Annotated in this window: 22 protein-coding genes and 1 pseudogene; 12 read left to right on the top strand and 11 right to left on the bottom strand. The window is 72.1% G+C overall.

Features of this window, described 5'->3' with window-relative positions; translation table 11 throughout:
* Window positions 1–333: 333 nt before the first annotated feature.
* The 4 genes from ACIGXW_RS28075 to ACIGXW_RS28060 all read left to right on the top strand — a co-directional run bounded on the left by ACIGXW_RS28075 (window position 334) and on the right by ACIGXW_RS28060 (window position 6,858).
* Window positions 334–2,736, top strand: coding sequence for a hypothetical protein (locus tag ACIGXW_RS28075; RefSeq protein WP_399575519.1), 2,403 nt, complete (start codon window positions 334–336; stop codon window positions 2,734–2,736).
* On the top strand, window positions 2,733–4,652 hold the full coding sequence (locus tag ACIGXW_RS28070) for an SNF2-related protein (RefSeq protein ID WP_399575517.1): 1,920 nt from the start codon (window positions 2,733–2,735) through the stop codon (window positions 4,650–4,652). Before ACIGXW_RS28075 ends, ACIGXW_RS28070 begins: the two co-directional genes overlap by 4 nt.
* A gap of 266 nt (window positions 4,653–4,918) precedes the next feature.
* A complete protein-coding gene (locus tag ACIGXW_RS28065) occupies window positions 4,919–6,199 on the top strand; it encodes a globin domain-containing protein (RefSeq protein ID WP_399575516.1) in 1,281 nt (426 codons plus the stop codon).
* 41 nt (window positions 6,200–6,240) lie between these two features.
* Window positions 6,241–6,858, top strand: coding sequence for a pyridoxamine 5'-phosphate oxidase family protein (locus ACIGXW_RS28060; protein ID WP_399575515.1), 618 nt, complete (start codon window positions 6,241–6,243; stop codon window positions 6,856–6,858).
* Between the two features lie 33 nt (window positions 6,859–6,891).
* On the opposite strand, the gene ACIGXW_RS28055 is transcribed toward ACIGXW_RS28060, so the two are convergent.
* The 3 genes from ACIGXW_RS28055 to ACIGXW_RS28045 form a co-directional block, all read right to left on the bottom strand.
* Window positions 6,892–7,173, bottom strand: a complete 282-nt coding sequence (locus ACIGXW_RS28055) for a hypothetical protein (RefSeq protein ID WP_399575513.1) — start codon at window positions 7,171–7,173, stop codon at window positions 6,892–6,894.
* A 94-nt stretch (window positions 7,174–7,267) separates the two neighbouring features.
* On the bottom strand, window positions 7,268–7,558 hold the full coding sequence (locus tag ACIGXW_RS28050) for a hypothetical protein (protein WP_071962806.1): 291 nt from the start codon (window positions 7,556–7,558) through the stop codon (window positions 7,268–7,270).
* Between the two features lie 2 nt (window positions 7,559–7,560).
* On the bottom strand, window positions 7,561–8,175 hold the full coding sequence (locus tag ACIGXW_RS28045; protein ID WP_399575512.1) for a DUF5994 family protein: 615 nt from the start codon (window positions 8,173–8,175) through the stop codon (window positions 7,561–7,563).
* 325 nt (window positions 8,176–8,500) lie between these two features.
* Between ACIGXW_RS28045 and ACIGXW_RS28040 the strand changes: the two genes are divergently transcribed.
* Window positions 8,501–8,977 carry a DUF5994 family protein gene (locus ACIGXW_RS28040; protein ID WP_360912622.1) on the top strand — a complete coding sequence of 159 codons (477 nt, stop codon included), beginning with the start codon at window positions 8,501–8,503 and terminating at the stop codon, window positions 8,975–8,977.
* A gap of 8 nt (window positions 8,978–8,985) precedes the next feature.
* Here the strand turns inward: ACIGXW_RS28040 and ACIGXW_RS28035 are convergent.
* Window positions 8,986–9,111: pseudogene (locus tag ACIGXW_RS28035) on the bottom strand (YjbQ family protein); the annotation flags it as partial.
* Between the two features lie 181 nt (window positions 9,112–9,292).
* Between ACIGXW_RS28035 and ACIGXW_RS28030 the strand changes: the two are divergent.
* Window positions 9,293–9,637, top strand: a complete 345-nt coding sequence (locus ACIGXW_RS28030) for an STAS domain-containing protein (protein ID WP_399575510.1) — start codon at window positions 9,293–9,295, stop codon at window positions 9,635–9,637.
* Here the strand turns inward: ACIGXW_RS28030 and ACIGXW_RS28025 are convergent.
* The 3 genes from ACIGXW_RS28025 to ACIGXW_RS28015 all read right to left on the bottom strand — a co-directional run bounded on the left by ACIGXW_RS28025 (window position 9,634) and on the right by ACIGXW_RS28015 (window position 13,044).
* The gene (locus ACIGXW_RS28025; RefSeq protein ID WP_399575508.1) at window positions 9,634–10,038 is read right to left on the bottom strand and encodes an FKBP-type peptidyl-prolyl cis-trans isomerase; all 405 of its coding nucleotides are present in this window, start codon (window positions 10,036–10,038) and stop codon (window positions 9,634–9,636) included. The genes ACIGXW_RS28030 and ACIGXW_RS28025 overlap by 4 nt on opposite strands.
* Window positions 10,039–10,190: 152 nt before the next feature.
* On the bottom strand, window positions 10,191–11,714 hold the full coding sequence (locus ACIGXW_RS28020) for an aldehyde dehydrogenase family protein (RefSeq protein WP_399575507.1): 1,524 nt from the start codon (window positions 11,712–11,714) through the stop codon (window positions 10,191–10,193).
* Between the two features lie 61 nt (window positions 11,715–11,775).
* Window positions 11,776–13,044, bottom strand: a complete 1,269-nt coding sequence (locus tag ACIGXW_RS28015; protein ID WP_399575506.1) for a GAF domain-containing protein — start codon at window positions 13,042–13,044, stop codon at window positions 11,776–11,778.
* A 267-nt stretch (window positions 13,045–13,311) separates the two neighbouring features.
* Between ACIGXW_RS28015 and ACIGXW_RS28010 the strand changes: the two genes are divergently transcribed.
* From ACIGXW_RS28010 to ACIGXW_RS28000, 3 genes are all read left to right on the top strand, one after another.
* Window positions 13,312–13,548: a holin gene (locus tag ACIGXW_RS28010; RefSeq protein WP_071962813.1), complete on the top strand. Its 237-nt coding sequence runs from the start codon at window positions 13,312–13,314 to the stop codon at window positions 13,546–13,548.
* 14 nt (window positions 13,549–13,562) lie between these two features.
* Window positions 13,563–14,144 carry a hypothetical protein gene (locus ACIGXW_RS28005; protein WP_399575504.1) on the top strand — a complete coding sequence of 194 codons (582 nt, stop codon included), beginning with the start codon at window positions 13,563–13,565 and terminating at the stop codon, window positions 14,142–14,144.
* Between the two features lie 335 nt (window positions 14,145–14,479).
* Entirely contained in the window at window positions 14,480–15,226 is a 747-nt protein-coding gene (locus ACIGXW_RS28000; RefSeq protein WP_399575502.1) for a hypothetical protein, read from the top strand.
* A 144-nt stretch (window positions 15,227–15,370) separates the two neighbouring features.
* Here the strand turns inward: ACIGXW_RS28000 and ACIGXW_RS27995 are convergent, their stop codons facing one another.
* Window positions 15,371–15,547 carry a zf-HC2 domain-containing protein gene (locus ACIGXW_RS27995; protein WP_107423015.1) on the bottom strand — a complete coding sequence of 59 codons (177 nt, stop codon included), beginning with the start codon at window positions 15,545–15,547 and terminating at the stop codon, window positions 15,371–15,373.
* Window positions 15,548–15,596: 49 nt separating this feature from the next.
* Here ACIGXW_RS27995 and ACIGXW_RS27990 point away from each other — a divergent pair, with 49 nt between their 5' ends.
* The 3 genes from ACIGXW_RS27990 (at window position 15,597) to ACIGXW_RS27980 (ending at window position 17,711) form a co-directional block, all read left to right on the top strand.
* Window positions 15,597–16,205: a sigma-70 family RNA polymerase sigma factor gene (locus ACIGXW_RS27990; protein ID WP_399575501.1), complete on the top strand. Its 609-nt coding sequence runs from the start codon at window positions 15,597–15,599 to the stop codon at window positions 16,203–16,205.
* A gap of 269 nt (window positions 16,206–16,474) precedes the next feature.
* The gene (locus tag ACIGXW_RS27985; RefSeq protein ID WP_399575500.1) at window positions 16,475–16,921 is read left to right on the top strand and encodes a MarR family winged helix-turn-helix transcriptional regulator; all 447 of its coding nucleotides are present in this window, start codon (window positions 16,475–16,477) and stop codon (window positions 16,919–16,921) included.
* A gap of 43 nt (window positions 16,922–16,964) precedes the next feature.
* Window positions 16,965–17,711 (top strand): 3-oxoacyl-ACP reductase family protein, encoded by a 747-nt coding sequence (locus tag ACIGXW_RS27980; protein ID WP_399575498.1) that lies wholly within the window; start codon window positions 16,965–16,967, stop codon window positions 17,709–17,711.
* A 65-nt stretch (window positions 17,712–17,776) separates the two neighbouring features.
* Here ACIGXW_RS27980 and ACIGXW_RS27975 read toward each other — a convergent pair whose 3' ends face one another.
* From ACIGXW_RS27975 to ACIGXW_RS27965, 3 genes are read right to left on the bottom strand one after another with little or no spacing between them, the layout of a single operon-like run.
* The gene (locus tag ACIGXW_RS27975) at window positions 17,777–18,253 is read right to left on the bottom strand and encodes a copper chaperone PCu(A)C (RefSeq protein ID WP_071962820.1); all 477 of its coding nucleotides are present in this window, start codon (window positions 18,251–18,253) and stop codon (window positions 17,777–17,779) included.
* The gene (locus ACIGXW_RS27970) at window positions 18,250–20,568 is read right to left on the bottom strand and encodes a heavy metal translocating P-type ATPase (RefSeq protein WP_399575496.1); all 2,319 of its coding nucleotides are present in this window, start codon (window positions 20,566–20,568) and stop codon (window positions 18,250–18,252) included. The genes ACIGXW_RS27975 and ACIGXW_RS27970 overlap by 4 nt, the downstream gene beginning before the upstream one ends.
* On the bottom strand, window positions 20,568–20,801 hold the full coding sequence (locus ACIGXW_RS27965) for a hypothetical protein (protein ID WP_399575495.1): 234 nt from the start codon (window positions 20,799–20,801) through the stop codon (window positions 20,568–20,570). The genes ACIGXW_RS27970 and ACIGXW_RS27965 overlap by 1 nt, the downstream gene beginning before the upstream one ends.
* Window positions 20,802–20,930: the final 129 nt, after the last annotated feature.

Raw genomic sequence — 20,930 nt, 5'->3', positions numbered from 1 at the left:
TGCCACCATTCGCTACCGTCTCCTCCGCAACCACCTCCGACGGGTGGTCGCTCCATGGCATCGGGAGTCCATCCGCCCTCGCACGCCGCATCGAAGCGACGCGCCTGGACGGCTCTGGTGACGGGTCCGTGGAGGCGGCGCTTGCGTCGTCATGCAGTGGCGTTCCGCGCTCCTGCGCAGCACACCGATGACGCACCCGTCCTCACCGTGTCCCCGTACCGCACTCCACGGCCGTGCACTCGGCGTACTTCCGCCTTCCGCCGTCGGCCGGCGCCTCGTGCGTACGGGCATCGCGCTGCGACGGGTGTCGACCCCATGAGGAGGTTGCCACCCATGGCTGCCCGTAAGAGCACCTTCCAGTTCCTCGCCCCCAACAGCCTGGACGTGATCTCCGACGCCGTCCCGCTCGACGGCGTGTTCCCTCTGCTGCCGCCGGTCTTCGAGCCCCTGAGCGGCGAGCGCGCCCTCTCCGACGGGGAGCCGCCCACCGAGCTCGGCAAGGCCGTCATGGAGTGGTACGGCCAGGCCCGGGGCTGCCCGCCCGAGGAGACCCCGGCCGGGCTCGTCCGGGCCATCGAGGCGGTCTCGGTCGGGCGGGAGAACGTCGCGGCCGTGCGCCGGGCGCACTGGCGGCGCAACCACGCGGGGTTGCTGTCGGTGGCCCAGCTCGTCGTGTGCGTCCCGATGGTGCGACCGGCCACCGTGCAGCCGCGCATGGCCGCCTCCGCCCAGCGGATCATGCGCGAGGAGTACAAGCAGTCATTGATCCACGAGGTCGGTAACGGCCTGCGCATCCAGGCCGGCTCCGCCCAGCACCTGCGCGACATCACCGACGCGCAGAAGAAGGTGCGCATCCCGCATGCGTACGCGGGCGAGGCCGAGAAGGAGTTCGCCGACTCGCTGGCCCTCGAAGGGATCCGCGAGGAGATCCGCGGATTCGCCTACGACATGTACGTGTCCGACGGCGAGCGCGGCCACCTCGTCGAGACGGACGACGGCTGGACGCGGGTGAGCGTCGCCCAGTCGTTCATGGCCCAGCTGATCGGCCTGGACGCCGACCTGTCCACGCTGCACTGGGAGAACCCGGCCGACGGCACCCTCACCGTCCGCCCGCACACCCCCGACAGCATCGAGGCGGCACACCGGGAGCTGCGCTTCGAGGACGCGTCCTTCGCCGTGTGGCCTGCCGGCCGGACGAGGAACGCCGTAGAGGCATGGCTCGACGGCGCCTCGCCGGAGGCCCAGGCGACCCTGCGCATGATGACGGCCCGGATGGACATCGGTATCGCCGTCCGGCCGTACCGCGAGAACAGCGACCACGACGTGGTCTACGCCGACATGGCCCGCTTCCACGTCAAGGGCCAGAACCCGACCTTGTGGGGGAAGGCGGACGACGAGGCCTTCAAGGCCCGGACGGTCGTCAACGACCTCGTGCGCCGCGACTACGTCACCGAGGAACAGCGGGACGTGTTCTTCGGTGACACGGTGGTGCCCTGGGCGGACGACCCGGCGTGCACTCCTTACCGCAACCGGGTGGTGGCCACCACCCACGTCATGGTCTCCACGGTGGTGGACGACCCGGCCGTCTCCACCCGCTACCGCGTGGTGCGCGAGACGCTCAAGCGACTGCGGGTGCCCAACTCGCCCCTGCAGGCGGCGACCACCACCGCCTCGCTTGCCGGCCTGGTCGCGGGCCTCGAAGGGGACGGCGAGATGGGCCAGTTCACGGCGGTGATCGCGCGTTCGTTCCGCAAGGCGGAGTTGCGCGACATCGGTCAGCACGGCGGCAACTGGACCGAGTTGATCGAGCGGGACGTCGAAGAGATCGCCGAGGGCGCCCGCCAGGAGCTCGAGAACGCCCTGCACGCCAAGCGGACCCGGCTGAGCCCGCACCAGCGAGCCCTCGCCGTCCTCGCCCTCGTCGCGCACGCGGCGAACCCCGCGCTGCGCGACTACCGCCGCCCGGACGGCGGTACGAACCCCGACGGCACCCCCCGCACGATCCGCTACCCGTCGTCGATGACCCTGACCGGCCGTGGCGGTCGCGGTGGCGTGATCAAGGTCGAGGCGGATGTCATCTTCTTCCACGCGGCCCGCTCGCCCGAGGGAATCGACCAGCTCGAGGCGATCATCGCCGCGGCCACCACCGAGAAGCCCTTCGTCCCGGTCGACCCGGCCAGCGGTGACGAATTGCTGGAGGAGTGGCTGCGGCGGCGGTGGGCGAACGGCCCCGGCCCCGGTCCCGACAGTCGGCCCGCCGACCGTCCCGACCGCGGTACGGACGGCTTCGCGGGCCGCTCTGCAACCGGGGCCTCTGCCCTCGTACCCGGGGCACGTACCGATGGCGCCGACCTGGGCCCGGCCGACCGGTCCGGGGCGGTCCTCACCCTCTGGTCGGACACGCCGGACGCACCGGAGGAGGAAGAGGGCCGGGCCGGTGGTGCCCACCCGCTCGCCGACACCGGCGAATGGGGGCAGGCCACGGCCGATCTGGTCGAGGACATCGACCACCTGGCCGCCCGGGCGAGCGCGCTCGCCGACGTCCGGGTGGACGCAGTACGCGCCGGCATCGACGAGAAGGACTACGACCCCGACGACGAGAGCCTGCCCCGCATGATCGACGCGGTGGGCATCGACCCGGAGGTGGAGGGCGGCACCGACGAGTCCCTCGAAAGCCTGCGCCGCTTCCTCCGGCAGGGCGTGATGGCCTACCTCAAGCAGCAGGCCCGCCGGTGACCGTAGACCCGGCGATGACCGCCCTCGAGACCGAGAACGACCGCGCCACAGGCACAGTCACCGTCGACGAGGACGGCCGCCCCGTCGTCCGCCGACCCCCGCACGTCACCGACCGATGGTGGCAGGACGTGATCGCCCTCCTCGGCCCGACCCTGCACTCCACACCCGCCATGCCGGCCACATCCACCCCATCCGCCACGGCGGTGACCGCGACCTCGGTCACCGTGCGCCGGGACCGGATCCGTGCCCTGCCCCGGCTGCTCGCCCGCTACCCCGCGGCCGCCGCCCGATGGACCTGGACCCCGGCCGCCGAGCGGCTGCGCGCGGGCGGGGTCGCCGCGGCGGACGGACTGGTCCGGCTTCTCGCAGCCGACGTCGCCGAACAGTCCGTCTGGCCGGCCGGACTCGACCTCGCGGCCCTGGGATTCGTCCGGCCGCTGCGCCCCTTCCAGCGCACGGCCGTGGCGCGGCTGCTCGCCGCGGGCGGCGGGGCGAACTTCTCCGTGCCGGGCTCGGGGAAGACCACGGTGGCGTACGCCGTGTTCACCGCGCTACGTGCCCGGGGAGCGGCACACGCCATGCTCGTGGTCGCACCGCCGTCCGCGTTCGAGGCATGGGTGGAGGAGGCCCGCGCCTGCTTCGCGCCGGACCGGGTGCCCTCCGTCGCCGTACGCCCCCGGGTCCTCGCGCGCGTCGACACCGTCGTGGTGCTCAATTACGAGCGGCTCGGCGACCCGGTGGTGCGCGCCGGGCTCGCCGGCTGGTCCCGCGGCCGGAAGGTCCTCACCGTGTTCGACGAGGCCCACCGCGCCAAGGCCGGCGCGGCGTCCCGCCGTGGCGCGGAGGCGGCGGAACTCGCCCGCCGCGCCGATGCCGCGATGGTCCTGACCGGCACCCCGATGCCCAACCGGCCGCGCGACCTGGAGGCCGTGTTCGACCTGGTGTGGCCGGGGCAGGGGCACCGCCTTGTCAACGGCGACCTCGCCCGCCTCCGGGAACGGGCCTACGTGCGGGCCACCAAGGACGACCTGGAGCTGCCGCCGCTGCACCTGCGGGTGGAGCGCATCGCCCTCGACTCCACCCACCGTGCCCTGTACGACGCCATGACGAGCCGGGTACGGGAGTGGGCGCGGGAGGCGGAGGGGCCCGAGGGGCGCGAGGGGGCCGCGTCGGGGGCGGTGGCGGCCCAGGCGGGCCGTGCCCTGTTGCATTTGATCGCCGCCGCGGCCAACCCGGCCGCCGTCTTCGCCCCGGGCCGCCCGTGGTCCCTGCCGCTGGAGGCGGCCGCCCACGCGGACCTGGCATCGCTCATCGCCGACCCGGCCGGGCACATCCGCCCGGCCAAGGTCGTCCGCGCCGCCCAGCTCGTCGCCGAGAACCGTGCCCAGGGCCGTAAGACCGTCGTCTGGTCCGGCTTCCTCGGCAACGTCGAGGCCCTGACCACGGCGCTGGCCCGGCACCGCCCCGCCGTCGTCACGGGCGCCACCCCGCTCGACGGCCCTGCGGGCCGGACCGACCGCCGGACCGAGCTCGACCGCTTCCGTCACGACGAGGACTGCTGGGTGCTGGTCGCGACCCCGCAGACCCTGGGGGAGGGGGTCTCCCTGCATCTGGCGGCGACCGACCAGGTGCACCTGGACCGCGGGTACGCCGCCGGCACCTGGCTCCAGGCCATCGACCGCACGCACCGCCTGGGCCTGCCCGCGGATGCCCGCCCCACCTGTACGGTGCTGCTCGCCGCCGACACCGTCGACGAACGGGTCAACGAGGTGCTCAACCACAAGGTCGCCGCCCTGGCCGCCGCGCTGCGCGACCCGGCGCTCCGGCCCGTCGCGGATCCGTCTTCGACGGACGAGGACACGGACGGGCTGCTGGGTGACATCGACGCGCTGCGTGAGCTGCTGGGGCTGCAGTAGCCGCTCGATATGTACCCCAAATCATCACACCGGGCAATTCCGTCCGGGGAAATTCAACAAGTTCTTGCCCTGAGTTCTAGTGGATGCGGACCTTCCCCGCTTCGTGCTCCTCGTCGAGGATCGTGTGACATCCGGAAGCACTCCGTCCGCTTCGTCGACTCTGTACTCCTATGAGGACTCATGTTGGCTCCATTCGACCCCCATGCCGTGCCCTCTAGATGGAGATTCGTCGAAGGCTCTGTGCTCCGATATGCCCGGAATAAGTCATGCCGCACAGCGAATGGGGGAGCGCTGGCCCGTTGAGATTCCGGATCGGTCGCCCCAGCAGCACATCCGTACGCCCGGCTCCGGAAGACTCGGTACCCGCCCCTGCCCAGGTCGCACATACCGGAGAGCCGGAGACCGCGGAACCGCCCTTGTCGGACCACGAGATAGGCCTCATCAGGGCTTCCCTGTCGGTAGTCGAGCCGCAGGCAGGGGAAATAACGGTCTACTTCTACGCAATCCTTTTCGCTCGGTACCCCGAGGTCCGTTCGATGTTCCCGCACGGGATGGACCCCCAGCGCGATCGCCTCCTGCGCGCGTTGTTGCGCATCGTGGATCTGGTCGACGACCCCGAAAATCTCGTCCGTTTCTGCGGAAGCCTCGGCCGGGATCACCGCAAGTTCGGCGCACTCCCCGCGCACTTCCCGGCGGTGGGCGAATGCCTCCTCGCCACTCTGGCCCGGTATGCCGGCTCCGCGTGGACGCCGGAAATCGCGGCCGCCTGGACGAAGGCGTACGGCACGGTCGCCCAAGTCATGATCAATGCGGCCGAGGAGGACGAGGCGGTACGGCCCGCCGTATGGCCCGCCACGGTCGTGCACCGTGTCTCGCGCGGCCATGGCATCGCCGAAATCACCGTGCGTCCCCATATGGACTACGCATACGCCGCAGGCCAGTACGTGAGCGTCGAGACCCCATGGTGGCCGAAGCACTGGCGCTATTACTCCGCCGCCAACGCGCCGCGTCAGGACGGCACGCTCACTTTTCACGTGCGCGCGGTGCCCGGCGGCTCGGTCAGCAATGCGCTGGTGCACCGAGCGGTGGTGGGAGACGTCATCCATCTAGGGGCCCCGATGGGCGACATGGTCCTGGACGCGGCCGACCATAGAGACCTCCTCTTCGTAGCCGGCGGCACCGGTCTCGCGCCGATCCGCGCACTCATCGAAGAGGTCGCCCGCCGAGGGGGACGTCACCAAGTGCAGCTGTTCCTCGGCGCCCGAACCGGGGCCGAACTGTACGGCGTCGACGACATGCTCCGGATGGCCCAACGGAACCACTGGCTGACCATCAAGGCCGCGGTCTCCGACGAGTACATCCCCGGAATCCGCGGATCCCTGCCGGACGTACTGACCGAGTACGGGCCGTGGTACGAGCACGACGTCTTTCTCAGCGGCCCGGCTCAGATGGTCGCCTCCGCCAGGGAATCGCTCACCCTCAACGGCACTCCGCTCGACCGTATCCACCACGACCCGTTCGAGACCCCCGTCCTGTCCACTCCCTGAGCCGCACCACCCTCGTATCCGCCCTGCCAGGAGACCTCTTCGTGACCGTGCCCCCGCCGCCTTTCGGATCAGCAGGTGAGCACCAGCTGCAGCAGCACCTCGGCACCTCCGACCGTGCTGCCCGGTTCTACGACCAACAGGTGCGGCGCCATCTCACCCCCGAGATGCGGGATTTCATCGGCCGCCAGTCCATGGTCTTCCTGGCCACCGCCGACTCCCACGGGGAATGCGATTCCAGCTTCCGCGCCGGCCCACCGGGTTTCGTCCACGTCATCGACTCCCACACCCTCGCCTACCCCGAATTCCGCGGAAACGGCGTAATGGCCAGCGCCGGCAACATGCTCGAGAACCCCCACCTCGGCATGCTCTTCGTGGACTTCACCCACCACCACGTGGGCCTCCACGTCAACGGCGTGGCCCACCTCTACGGCGACTACGACCTCCGCAGCATCCACCCCGGCCTACCGACTGACGTAGCCCCCGGCCGCAGCCCCGAAATGTGGGTCCACGTCACGATCGAGGAGGCCTACATCCACTGCTCCAAGTACATCCCCCACCTGGAACCGGCCCCCCGCCCGGCCGGCCGCGACGCGGGCCGGCCCAAGGACTCGGAGTACTTCACCACGCCCCGTACGACACACTGGCCGAGCCATTCGTGAACAGCGGGTAGTGGGGAGCGGCCTCGCGGCCGATTACCCCAGCTCCCACCCGGACGGGGCGGCGCCAAGGGTCGTAGTGCCGCGGCAGAGGCCCTCGACGCGGAACCACAGGCCCGGGGCGTAGACCGCATGGATGACGGCCCCCTCGCCCCTTGTGACCCGCAGGATTCTCAAGACGCCGCCGGGAAGTACGTCGTACTGGTAAGTGATCTCGGAATCACCCTCGACGGTGTCTTCGTAGGAGACATCCGCCGTACGGTCGTTCGCGTATTCCTTCGGCGGGCGATTCTCCACCAGCTTGATGAAGACGCTCATGGGCCAACGGTACGGGCCTTTCGCAAGCTTCGCCCTCCGGCATGAGGGGAGGCCGCTGAGCTGGGGGTCTGTACGGGGCATGTGCGCGGGCTGTTCAGGCCTTGTCATCCTGCGGATGGTCGGCCGCCGCAGGCCGGCTGGTCACCAGCCAGGATCGTGCGGGCTCGGGGGGATGCGTGGTGTCCACGGTGAGGTGGAGGCGGGTACCGCCTTCGCGGCCGGCCGGGTAGCTGCGTTGCTCGGTGGAATCGAAGCAGCGCCGGAGGACTTCCGCGACGCGGCGGGCGGTCTCGGGGGACGCGGCGACGACGCGAATGTCGGCGTGTCCCGCCGGCGGCACCGGCTCTGCCGGTGTGCGGGTGGGTGTTGTGCGTGCGGATGTCATGTTCACCACCTCAGGCCGGAGAAGAGCCGTAGTTGCCTGCTGTCCACATGTGGTTGCTCGCGGCGGCTTCGGGCGAGGGAAGCCCCGACCGGCTTCCCGGCCGGTGTCGGCGCGGTCCCGCCCTCGGTCTCCCACTCCTCCTCGCTGTCCCGTGACTCGGCCACTTCGCCCGCCGCTCGCTCGTCGTCCATCAGCATGCTCGCGGTGAGAAGGCTTCCGGGGACGGCCGCGGCGGTCATCAGCCGGGCGGCCGCGGCCGGGCTGGTCTCCGGCGGGACGACCAGCAGGTCCCAGCGGCCCCCGGAGCAGGAGAACAGCAGCAGCTTGTGCGGGTCCTGTTCACCGGCGAACCAGCCCACGTGCACCGTGTGTCCGGTGACGGGCACCTTGCGGGGGATCACGGGCCAGGAGGCAGGGTTCACCGTGACGCGGGTGATCCGCCCCCAGCAGCGGTCCAGCCTGTCCGTCAGTGCGGGGAGTTCGCGGGAGAGGTCGCGCGAGCGAGGCCACCAGGCGCCGTCCAGCAGGCCCGGTGTCCTTCCCGGGGTCAGGGACAGGCGGGCGGGCGGCGAAGGGGCGCGCTCGTCAGCGGTCGTACGGTCGATGGTCACGGTCATGCTGCGGACCTGCCCCCGGGCTCGTCGACTGCCCGGCATCGTGGCTCACCGGAAACGACACCCGCGTGGAAGCCGGTGTACGAAGTGCTCCCGGTCTTCTCACCCTACTCCGGCTCTACTCCGGTCGGCGTTCCGAGATCGCCGGCGACCAGGCGATTCTCCGGTGAGCGCGGGCGTGCGCCCGGTGCTGCCGGCGAGCCTGCCGCCGGGCCCGCGGAGTACGGTGGGATTACCCGCGAGCGCTTCGCCCGGTGACTGCGACGCACCCCGGACGACGAATGAACGCGCCGAATTCGCCGAATTCTCGGAGACAGGCGAGCACACCATGGCCGATTCCGACACCCCGGACCTCCCCAGGCTTCTGCCGGACGCGATTCACCACGCCGTGAAACCCGGAACGGCGCTCCTGCGGCTGGAGACGACGCAGGAGCGCGGAGGAATCCTGGACGGCGCGTGGTGGCCGCGCTCCCGCGACATCGGCGCCGAGCTTCCCGGCCTGATCAGCGCCCTGACCGAGCACCTCGGCCCCATCACACGCGTCGGCCTGGACGCGAGCGCCTGGGAGGCGCTCCCCACACGGCTGACCGTCGACGACAGGGTCGTCCACCTCGATTCCTTCCCCGTCGGTGACGACACGGTCCTCATCACCCGGGGCGACAACGATCACTTCACCCTGCTGGTGGTCCCACCCGACGCGGCACTCGACGCGGCCCGGGCGGCGATGGCCAGAGCCGTACGGGCGGACAACGTCACCCAGGCCGGACAGATCCTCATCGACACCGGCAGCACCCCGCAGACCTGAACGTCCGGTCAGCCACCAATGAAGGACATCCGGACCCGGCGGTCGGGGACGTCCCGGCCGGCCGTCACCAGAACGACGGACTGCGAGGCCCCCAGCTCCAGCTCACCGCCGACCACGGGCAGCGTGGCGTGGGGCAGGTGGCGTTCTGTTCAGCCCTGTCCGTGACGTACGGGCAGGACTAGGCTGCGCGGTGGGGCCCCAGCCCTCGGCAGCGTCGAGGTGTGACCCGCTCCGAGGAGGCACGTGGTGCCCGTAGAGCGCACAACCGTCCCTGTCCCCGCTCCCGCCGAAGCTCCGCGAGGGGCAGGCGGGCGGGTGTCCGCATCGCACTACCACTTCTCACTCTCCGGTGGCGGCCCACGGGAGCGCGTGCTCATGGTGCGCGGAAGGCTGGACCTCTCCGGCGTTCCGAAGCTGCGCGAGTGCCTTCTGCACGTATCCCACAGCCCCGGAAGCCGCCTGCTCCTCGACCTGTCCGGCGTCCCTTCCTGTGACGCTCTGGGCCTCGGCCTGCTCGTCGCCGCCGCCCGCTGCGCCCGCCACTCCGGCGGCGACCTCTGCCTTGTCGCACCGCGTCCCGCTGTCGCCCAGGCGCTGAAGACCAGCGGGCTGAGCAGGATCCTCCCGGTCCTTCCCGGCTTTGACGGCCAGGGTCACTAGGCGTTGCTCCACCCGGCTGTGCTGGAATACGAGTCGAGCAGGTCCACCACGAAGACCAGGGTCGAGCCCGGCGGGATCAACGGCGAGGGCGACTGTTTGCCGTAGCCGAGACGCGGGGGAACGATGATCTCGCGCCGGCCGCCCACCTTCATCCCCCTCACCCCCCGGTCCCAGCCCTTGATGACCCTGCCACTGCCCACGGCGAACTTGAACGGCTGGCCCCGGTCCCAGGAGGCATCGAACTCCTTCCCGGACTCGAAGGTCACCCCGACATAGTGGACCCTGACCATCATGCCCGGCTCCACCTCAGCCCCGTCCCCGACGACCAGGTCCCGGATGGTCAGCTCGGTAGGAGCATCACCCTCCGGAACCTCGACCTCGGGCTTCGTCAGTTCACCCATTGCAGCCTCATCACTCTCCGTCGAAAGCCCCCGCACGGACCGGCCGGACACGTGGACACCCATGCAGCAGGTGGTCACGCTACCCGCAGCAATCGCCCGAACGAGACGAGGCGCAGACGGCTGCCGGCACACTGGCACGCTTTGTTGCTCGCTCAGAAGAGGCCCAGCTTCTTCGGCGAGTAGCTCACCAGCAGGTTCTTCGTCTGCTGGTAGTGGTCCAGCATCATCTTGTGGCCCTCCCGCCCTATCCCCGACTGCTTGTAGCCGCCGAAGGCGGCATGGGCCGGGTAGGCGTGGTAGCAGTTCGTCCAGACCCGGCCCGCCTGGATGGCTCGGCCTGCGCGGTAGGCCGTGGTGCCGTTGCGGGTCCAGATGCCGGCGCCCAGGCCGTAGAGGGTGTCGTTGGCCAGGGAGATCGCTTCGTCGAAGTCCTTGAAGGGGGCCACCGCCACCACCGGGCCGAAGATTTCTTCCTGGAAGACGCGCATGTCGTTGCGGCCCTCGAGGATGGTGGGCTGGACGTAGTAGCCGCCCTCGAGTTCGCCGCCCAGTTCGGCTCGGGCGCCGCCCGTGAGGGTGCGGGCGCCTTCCTGGCGGCCTATGTCGAGGTAGGAGAGGATTTTCTCCAGCTGGTCGTTGGAGGCCTGGGCGCCGATCATCGTGGTCGTGTCCAGGGGGTGGCCGGGTGCGATCGCTTCGGTGCGGGATATCGCTGCTTCCAGGAACGGCGCGTAGTGGCCGCGTTGGATCAGGGCGCGGGACGGGCAGGTGCAGACTTCGCCCTGGTTCAGGGCGAACATCGTGAAGCCCTCCAGGGCCTTGTCGAGGAAGTCGTCGTCGGCGGCCGAGACGTCGTCGAAGAAGATGTTCGGGCTCTTGCCGCCGAGTTCGAGCGTCACCGGCTTCAGGTTCTCGGAGGCGTACTGCATGATCAGGCGGCCCGTCGTCGTCTCGCCGGTGAAGGCGATCTTGGCGACGCGGGGGCTCGACGCCAGTGGCTTGCCCGCCTCCGCGCCGAAGCCGTTGACGACGTTCACCACGCCCGGCGGTATCAGGTCCGCCACCAGGTCCAGCCAGACGTGGATCGAGGCCGGGGTCTGCTCGGCGGGCTTCAACACCACCGCGTTGCCCGCCGCCAGGGCCGGGGCGAGCTTCCAGGCGGCCATCAGGATGGGGAAGTTCCACGGGATGATCTGGGCCACCACGCCCAGCGGCTCGTGGAAGTGGTACGCGACCGTGTCCTCGTCGAGCTCGGAGAGGCTGCCCTCCTGGGCGCGGATCGCGCCCGCGAAGTAGCGGAAGTGGTCGACGGCGAGCGGGATGTCGGCCGCGAGGGTCTCGCGGACCGGCTTGCCGTTCTCCCAGGACTCGGCGACCGCGAGCGCCTCGAGGATGTGCTCCATGCGGTCCGCGATGCGGTTCAGGACCGCGGCGCGCTCCGCCGGGGACGTGCGGCCCCACGCCGGGGCCGCGGCGTGCGCGGCGTCCAGGGCGCGTTCGACGTCCTCGGCCGTGCCGCGCGCGACCTCGGTGAAGGGCAGGCCGTTCACCGGGCTCGGGTTCTCGAAGTAGCCGCCCTGCTTGGGCGGTACGTACTCGCCGCCGATCCAGTGGTCGTAGCGCGGCCGGAACGTGACGACGGCGTCGGGGGAGCCCGGGCTGGCGTAGCGGGTCATGGGACGCCCTTTCGTTGACGGAGGCGGGAGGCCTGCGGGGTGGGGTTGTGCCGCCCGGACGCTAGTCGCGCGCAGGTTGCGTGAACGTTGCCCGCAGGCGCCTCGCCCGCGCCGCCACCGAGCCGCGGTGCGCCGCGCTCTCCGGGAGCGCGGCCAGCAGCCGCTCCCACACCTCCAAGTCGTCCTCGCCCCACGGGCTGTCCGCCCACAGCTGCAGCGCCCCCGCGTCCGCGCTGCCCAGCACCGTCCGTCGCAGCCGGTCCTCCAGCAGCCGGCGCATCCTGCACACCCCCGGCGCCTCCGAGAGGGGGAGGAGCGGGCCGTTGTACGCGTGGAGGGCCGATCGGAGGTCGCCCGCCTCCAACTCCCGTTCCACCGTCGCCACGTCCGTCTCCAGTGGAACGTTCAGGCGGTACGGGCGCGATGCCACCAGTTCGCCCACCAGGCGGCGCAGACGCGACAGCTCCGCCCGCAGCGTCACCGCCGGAACCGGCCGTTCGCCGTACAGCGCCATGGCCAGGCGGTCGCCGGACAGGCCGTCGGGGTGGGCCGCCAGCAGGGCGAGGATCTCGCTGTGCCGTCTGCCCAGCCGTAATCGCCGGCCGTCCGTCACCAGGAGCGCCTCGTCCCGGCCCAGTACAGACAGGGCGTGGCGCGGCCCGGCCGTGGCGCTCGCCAGCTGCGCCTCCGCCGCCCGTGCGGTCGCCTGGACCAGGGCCAGGCTGTGCGGGCCCGCCAGATGGTCGCCGCCGGTGATGTCCACCGCGCCCAGCAGCCGGCCGGTGCGCGGGTCGTGGACGGGGGCGGCGGCACAAGTCCAGGGCTGGACCCGGCGGTTGTAGTGCTCGGTGGCGAAGATCTGCACGGCGTGATCCAGGGCGAGTGCCGTGCCGGGCGCGTTGGTGCCGGCGTGCCGCTCGTCCCAGCGGGCGCCCGGGACGAAGTTCATGCCCTCCGCGCGCTTCCGTACGCCCCGGTGCCCCTCCACCCACAGCATGCGGCCCGCGGCGTCGCAGACCGCGAGCAGGTGGGCCCCGTCGTCGGCGATGGAACCGAGCAGTTCACGGAAGAGCGGCATGGCCCGCGCGAGCGGATGCGCCCGGCGGTGGATCTCCAGCTCGCCGTCGGCCAGATCGATGGGAACCGTGAACTCCGGCGCGGCCAGGGCCGCCGCGGAGCGCCGCCAGGAGTCCGCGACCACCGTGCGTACGTGGGGGTTCAGCTCGCCCCCGGTGACGAACGCGGCGTGCGCGCCGCGGACCGCACGGCACCGCTCGACGGGGTCGATGCCGCAGGCCATCGCCAGCCAGGGGTTGACCGTGTCGACCATAGGGGCCCCTTCCCTGCGGGCCGGGCTCGGATGGAGCGACGGCCCTCGCGGACTGCCGCCTGCCATCCGGCTGCCGTCCGGCTGCCGTCGCCGTGACGATACTGCTGGGCGCTCCGGTGCTACATCCTGGCGCGGCAGAGGCTTGCGGTGCACACGTCACAGCAGGGACTCTGCCATCTGGAACCGACCTGGAGTGGGCCAACTTCCGCTCCTCGTCGCGCCTCCTGAGCAACTCACTCGCGAACTCCCCGAAACGGAAACACATTTATGCGCAAGGTGCTTGTCGACATCGCCGAACGTACCCTCGCCGCCTACGTGACCACCTTCCTCGGTCTGCTCATAGCCGACGGATTCGATCTCACCAGCGTCTCGGCGATAAAGGCCGCCGCCATCGCCTCGCTGCCCGCCGCTCTCTCCGTCATCAAGGGAGCGATCGGCAGCCGCTTCGGCGACAAGGGCACCGCCGCCTGGCTGCCCGCCCGGCGGGGCGGCGACCGGGCGTAGCTACGCTCGGGCGGATGGGCAGCTTCACCACACACCGCCGGCGGGCGCACGACCGTACGCGCTCTCCGTTGCAGCGCTTCGGCGCGCTGCGCACGTGCCTCGCGGAGTTCGCCCCGTACGGCTTCCACGCGACCTACCACCACCTGTGCCGCAGCGCCGGGGTTCCGGCCGAGCCCGGGATGGACCCGGAGGCGGTGTCGCGGGCGGTCGAGGAATTGCACGCCGCGCGGGAGATCTGGCTGGCGGAGTTCCGGGTGTGGCAGGTCCGCCGCCGTGCGCAGAAGGCCGCCGGCGTACGCGTACCCGACCCGCCCGAGCCGCGGCGCGCGCTCTGGTACCCCGACCCGGAGTTCCACCCGGGCGAACCGCTCGCGACGGTGATGCCGCTCATTCTGCGCGCTCCGGTAGGGGATCTGGAGGAATGCCCGGTGTGCGGGGCGGGCCCCCGTACGCATGCCTGGCACGACGGGTTCGCCGAACACCGGCTCTGCGCGGGATGCGGGGCGAGCCTCGCCAGGCGGCCCACCGAGCCCGCGCCCGCGGTCGGGGCCGCCCGCGCGGAGCGCTGGAGGCTGGTCTGGAGGCGGCGGGTGTGAGGGCGGTCGGCCGCGGTCGCGCTCGTCGCGCGGCGGTGGCCCGGCCGCCCACACGGAAGCCCGCAGTCCACACGGGGTGTGCGCGGCGCACCCGCGGCCACCCCCGTACACACGCTGCCGCCCGGGCCCCGCGCGCGGTTCACTCGACAGCGCGAGTCCCACTGGCGCGACGGGACCGGGTTGCCGGTCATTCCCCCCGAGCCGGCGGCCCACCGCCCCGTACCGCCGGGCGGACGGTACGGGGCGGAGCCATGCGCCCGAGCGGGGGGTCGTACGGGCGTCAGCGCGCCCCCCGCCGTCGAGCCGCGCGGGGCGGGTGCAACGATGTCTCCGTCATGAGAGCAGGGCCGGAGACCGGGCAGGGACCGCGCGCGCTGCGAGCCGGTGTGTTCGCAGCGGTCTGTGTGCTGCTCGCGGCCCTGGGCCACGCCGTCATGTCCGGGACCACCGTCCCGTGGTGGGCCATAGCCGTCGCGCTGTCGACGACCGGCGCCTGCGCCTGGTTCCTGGCCGGCCGCGAACGCGGTCCGCTGCTGATCACGCTCGCCACCGTGGGCGCGCAGACCGGGCTCCACTCCTTCTTCACGCTCGCCCAGAACGTCGTCCAGAACACGGCGCGGGAGGCCGCCCAGGCGGCCGGCAGTGTCGTCGTGGACCTCGGCGCCATGGGTTCGTCCGCCATGTGCGGGGGCGCGGGGCATGTCATGGGCGGTGGCTCTTCGGGGCCTTCCACGCCCGGTTCCATGCCCATGGATCACGCCATGGGTGGCATGGGCATGGGTGGCATGGGCGGCATGCACGCCGGCCATGGCGCCCTCGGCATGTGGTCCGCCCACGTGCTCGTCGCCGTGATCTGCGGTGCCTGGCTCTCCGGCGGCGAACAGGCCGCCTTCCGGCTCGGCCGGACCATCGGCGCCCGCCTCTGCGCGCCGCTGCTCCTCCTCTTCCACGACGTACCCGTACGCACGGGTCCGCCCCGCGTCCGCGCCGGGCTCGGGCGCCCCGCCCAGCGGCTGCGCCAGCTGCTGTACGCCCATGTCCTCGCCACGCGTGGTCCGCCGGTCGGCGTCGCCGCCTGCTGACCCCTTCGGGGTCCGGCCGGCGTGCGACCGACCAGGTCTGATCACGTCACCGGGCCGGCCCGCCGCACCTTCGATCAGTGCCGGGCGCCCGGATTCCAGGAAGGACCCAGGGCGATGACCCCTGCCCTCACACTCTTCGGCCTCTCACACGAGGCCCAGGCCCGACGCGAGCACCTTCAGCCTGCGGGCCCGCGTGCCCCATTCGCTGCACTCGGTGCAGCCGTACAGATGCGCGTCGAGCGCCGCCGGGGAGATGCCCGGCGGCAGCTCCTCGCCGTCGACGCGCGCGGATATAGCGGTACGAACCTCACTGCAATGCACCCCGCCATCGTCCCCGGCGCGGGAACGGCCGTCCCCACCGGGGGCCGTCGTGCGTGACGACGAGACGGTGACCGCCTGGGCCCTGGCGGCGCGCGGTGGCGACGGCGACGCGGTGGAACGGTTCATCCGCGCCACGCAAGGCGACGTACGGCGGTACGTGGCGCGCCTGAGCAATGACCCGCAGGGTGCCGATGATCTGGTGCAGGAGACGTTTCTGCGGGCTTTGCGGTCGCTGCCGCGGTTCGAGGGGCGCTCGTCCGCCCGTACATGGCTGCTGTCCATCGCGCGGCGCACGGTCGTGGACCGGCTGCGGTTCCAGGCGGCGCGGCCGCGGCTGTCCGACACGGATGACTGGCAGTCGGCTGCCGAGCGGGCGCAGTCGGCGGAGCTGCCCGGGTTCGACGAGGGGGTTGCCCTCTCGCAGCTCTTGGACCGGCTGCCGTACGAGCGGCGGGAGGCGTTCGTGCTGACGCAGCTGCTGGGGTTGCCGTATGCGGAGGCTGCCGTTGTCGCCGGGTGTCCGGTGGGGACGGTGCGGTCGCGGGTCGCGCGGGCGCGGGAGGCGTTGATCGTGCAGCTGGATGCGGCGGAGAGGGGGGCGGTGCGGATGCCGTCTGTTCGGGTGCCGTCTGTGCGGGTTGCTGCGCTTGCCGGGTAGGGCGCGCGTGTGATGGTCGCCGGGGGCGGGGCGTGTTCGTGCGCCTTGGCCCCCGGTGCCGTTGGGGGGCGTTTCTTTCCCCGATCCCGCCCCTTCCCGAAACCGGGGGCTCCGCCCCCGGACCCCCGGTCCTCAAGCGCCGGACGGGCTGGATGTGGCTGGTCCTCAAGCGTCGGACGTGCTGAAACGACGGCTCGCTCAATTAGGTTGCCGACCACGCATCAAGGGATTAGCGTGGTCGGCAACCTATTGGGGAGGCGGTCCCAGGCATGACCGACACATCCGAACTCAGCGCCTCCGACCGATTTCCGGTCAGCTTCGCCGTCTTCGCGGTCGCCCGCACCCATCGAGCCATGGCGGCATCGCTGTTGCGGGAACTCGGGCTCTACCCGGGGCAGGAGATCATGCTTCTGCAACTGTGGGACCGTGACGGCCAGTCCCAGCAAGCCCTGGGGAAGACGCTGGGGCTCGACCACTCCACGGTCGCGAAATCCGTTCGCCGGCTCGCCGACGCCGGACTGGTCACACGTCAGCGCAGTGACACCGACCGCCGTGTGACCGTCGTGTCACTGACACCGGAGGGGCGGGCGCTCGAGCCCCTTGTCGCACAGGCGTGGGCGCGGCTCGAAGAGCGCACCACCGCGGGACTCGGTGAACGGGAGCGGGCGCGGTTCGTGGCGACTGCCCGCGCCATCGAGGCCAACATCGACGGCTGACACCGCACCACCCACCTCCGAACCGACTGGAAGGCATACCGCCATGTCATCACCCTCCGGGCGCAGGGCCGCGTTGATCACGGGAGGTTCACGCGGCATCGGTGCCGCGATCGCCACGCGACTGGCCGCGGACGGCGTGCGCGTCGCGATCACCTACAACTCGTCTTCCGCCGCGGCCGACGACGTCGTCAAGAGCATCACCGCGGCCGGCGGCCACGCACTGGCGCTTTGTGCCGACAGCGCCGACCCGGACCAGCTCCGCGCCGCCGCCGAGGAGACGAGCAGGGCCTACGGCAAGATCCACATCCTGGTCAACAACGCCGGCATCGGCGAGGCCGCACCGTTCGACGAGATGTCACTCGAACACTTCGACCGCACCATGGCGGTCAACGTGCGCGGCCCGTTCGTCGCCGCCCAGGCCGTGCTCCCGCACATGCCCGAGAACGGGCGGATCATCAACATCGGCAGCGTGTTCGCCGACCGGACCCCGTTCGGCGGCATGTCGGCGTACGTCACCAGCAAGGCCGCCCTCGCCGGCCTGACCCGCGCCCTGGCCCGTGACCTCGGCGCCCGCGGCATCACCGTCAACAACATTCAGCCCGGCCCCATCAGCACCGACCTGACCTCGTCCTCCGACACCCACACGCACGACGTCATGACCGCGGCCACAGCCCTGCGGCGTTTCGGCACCCCGGAAGAGATCGCCGGACTCGTCGCCTACCTTGCCGGCGAAGAGGCCGCCTACATCACCGGCGCCACGATCAACGCCGACGGCGGTTACACGACCTGAGGCCGGATCCCGCGTCCTCGCAGCCTCGCCGCGGCTTCCTCGCGGCCCCCGACAGGTCCCGCCGTTCAGTTCCCCGGCCGTACCACCCTCGCCTCCACCCTCATCGTGCCGCTCTCGCGGAAGCGGAGGACGACCGGGACGGTGTCGCCCACGCGGACCTGGGGTGGGCGGTAGACCATGATGTCCAGGGTGTGGGGGGTCATCCTCACCGTGCTGCGGGCGGGGACGGTCGCTGTCGGGATCATGCGCATGGAGCCCGCGCCGTTCTTGACGACCGTGCGGCTCAGCATGGCGCCGCCCGCGGAGGGGACGTCGACGGAGAGGAGTTCGTCGTCGGCGTCGCCGGTGTTGCGGAGGGTGAACATCGCGGCCGTGTCGTCGATGCCGAACGGCAGCAGGATGCGGCCGTCCTCGGCGGTCACCGACGCCGGGCGGCCCGCGGCGCCGGAGGCGGTCCAGGCGGTGAGGCCGCCCAGGGCCACCGCGCAGGCCACGACGGGGACGAGGGCCGCACGGGCGGTGGGGAGCAGGGAGTCCTTCATCGGTTCGCACCTCGTGTGGGCCGGGTTCCGGTGGGGCGCGGCTGCCAGCCGCGCAGGCGCAGGCTGTTGCCGACGACCAGCAGTGAGCTGGCGGACATCGCCGCGGCGGCGACCATCGGGCTCAGCAGGCCGACCGCGGCGAGCGGCACGGTGATGAGGTTGTAGCCGAAGGCCCAGGCCAGGTTGGAGCGGACGGTCACCGAGGTGCGGCGGGCCAGGCGGACCGCGTCGGCCAGGGCGCTCATGTCCTCGCGCACGAGGGTGACGTCCGCCGCGCCGATGGCCGCGTCCGTGCCGCTGCCCATGGCGATGCCGAGGTCGGCGCCCGCGAGGGCGGCGGTGTCGTTGACGCCGTCGCCGATGACGGCGACGCGGTGGCCGCGTTCGCGCAGCGTGCGGACGAGTTCCGCCTTGTCCTCGGGGGTGGCCCGGGCGTGGACCTCGGTGATGCCGAGTTCGCCGGCCACGGCCTTGGCGGCGGCCTCGCTGTCGCCCGTGGCCAGTACGGGCCGCAGGCCGAGTCGCTTGAGGTGGTCGACGGCGCGGTAGCTGCCGGCCCGTACGGTGTCGCCGAGGGCGACGACGGCCTCGGCCGTGCCGTCCACGCGGACGAGGACGGCCGTGTGGCCGTGCTGCCCGGCCCGCCGGACCGCCTCGGGCAGCGCCTTGTCCTTGCCGCGGGAGGCGGGGGAGAGGTCCGCGGTCTCCGCCCGGACCACCTCCACCACGTGCCCGTCCACCTTCGCGCATACGCCCACGCCCGCCGTTGCGGCGAAGTCCTCCGCCGTCGGCAGCGGGCCGTCCACCGACTCCAGGACGTACGCGTGGATCGCCCGGCCCACCGGGTGCTCCGAGCCGGCCTCCGCCGCCCCGGCCAGCCGCAGGGCCTTCTCGCGGCCCGGGCCGCCGGTACGGACGGTCACCTCGGTCACCGTCATGGAACCGGTCGTCAGCGTGCCGGTCTTGTCCAGCACCACCGTGTCGACCCGGCGCAGTCCCTCGAGCGCCTGCGGGCCGCTGACCAGGATGCCCAGTCCCGCGCCCCGGCCCGTGGCCGCCAGCAGGGCCGTGGGGGTGGCCAGGCCCAGGGCGCAGGGGCAGGCGACCACGAGCACCGCGACCGCCGCGGTGATCGCGGCCTGCGGGGAGGCGCCCGCGCCCAGCCAGAAGCCGAGGACGGTGACGGCGACGGTCAGGACCGCCGGGACGAAGACGCCCGCGACCGCGTCGGCGACGCGCTGCACGCGTGCCTTGCCCGCCTGCGCGTCCTCCACCAGGCGGGCGATGCGGGCCAGCTGCGTGTCGGCGCCGACCGCTTCGGCGCGTACCTCCAGCACGCCGCCGGAGTTGACCGCGCCACCGACCACGGCCGAGCCGGGGCCCGCCTCGACCGGCGCGCTCTCGCCCGTGACCAGCGACAGGTCGAGCGCCGAGCCGCCCGAGACGACGACGCCGTCGGTGGCCACGCGCTCGCCGGGCCGTACGACGAAGTGGTCGCCGACGCGCAACCGCGCGATGGGGACCGTGCGTTCCGTGCCGTCCGCGGTCCGGACGACCACGTCCTTGGCCGCGAGCGAGGCGAGCGCCCGCAGCGCGGAGCCCGTGCCGCGCCGGGCGCGCGCCTCCAGCAGCCGACCCGTCAGGACGAACAGCGGGACGCCGACCACCGCTTCCAGGTACACGTCGGCCGTGTCGCCCATGGCCTGCGGCACGAGCGTGAACGGCATCGTCATCCCCGGCTCACCGGCGCCGCCGAAGAACAGCGCGTACGCCGACCAGAGGTAGGAGGCCAGCACGCCGAGGGAGACGAGGGTGTCCATGGTCGCGTCCGAGTGCCGCAGCCCGCGCAGCGCGCGCTGGTGGAACGGCCACGAGCCCCACACGGCGACGGGCGTGGCCAGGACGAAGCACAGCCACTGCCAGTTGCGGAACTGCCACGCCGGCACCATGGACAGCACCAGCACCGGTACCGACAGGACGGCGGTGATCAGCAGCCGGTTCAGGGCCGCGGCCTCCGGCTTGCCCGCGTCGTCCGCGGACGCGCTCTCGTCGGGCGCCGGCGGTTCGGGGAGCTGGGCGGTGAAGCCCAGGCCCTCGATGACCGCCACCACCTCGGCGACGGCCACCTCGGCGGGGTGGCTGACGCGCGCCCGGCCGGTGGCGAGGTTGACGCTCGCGCTGACCCCCTCCAGCCGGCCGACCTTCTTCTCGATGCGGGCCACGCACGCCGCGCAGGTCATCCCGCCGACGATCAGCTCGGTCTCGACCGTGGCCCCGGCAGCGGCATGCGTATCGGTACTCGTCGTCGTGCTCATCAGTGGCCCATCCCGTGCATGCCGCCGCCCATGCCGTCCATGCCTCCGCCGGAGCCGCCCGCCGGCTCACCGCCGGAGACCTCGCCACCGCCGGTGCGGTGCATTCCGGGTGCCACCGGGCCGGCCGCCGACCCGGCCGCGTAGGCGACGCCGAAGACGGCGGCCAGCAGCAGGACGAAACCGGTGAGGGTGGCGTACGGGCGGAGTGGGGGGCGTGCTCGACGTGCGGTCATCGCCGCATCGTGACACGGTCCGAGCCGCCCGGAGTCGCGCCTGCCGCTTCCTCGGCGCGTGAGGATTATCCCTTTCGCGCCCGGGAACCAGAGGGGCCGCGCAGCCGACTACCCCTAGATCGCGGGACC

This window comes from Streptomyces sp. NPDC053079, assembly GCF_044546695.1.
GTDB lineage: Bacteria > Actinomycetota > Actinomycetes > Streptomycetales > Streptomycetaceae > Streptomyces.
Note: the sequence above shows the minus strand (reverse complement) of the source record. Positions and strands in the feature narration are given on the sequence as shown.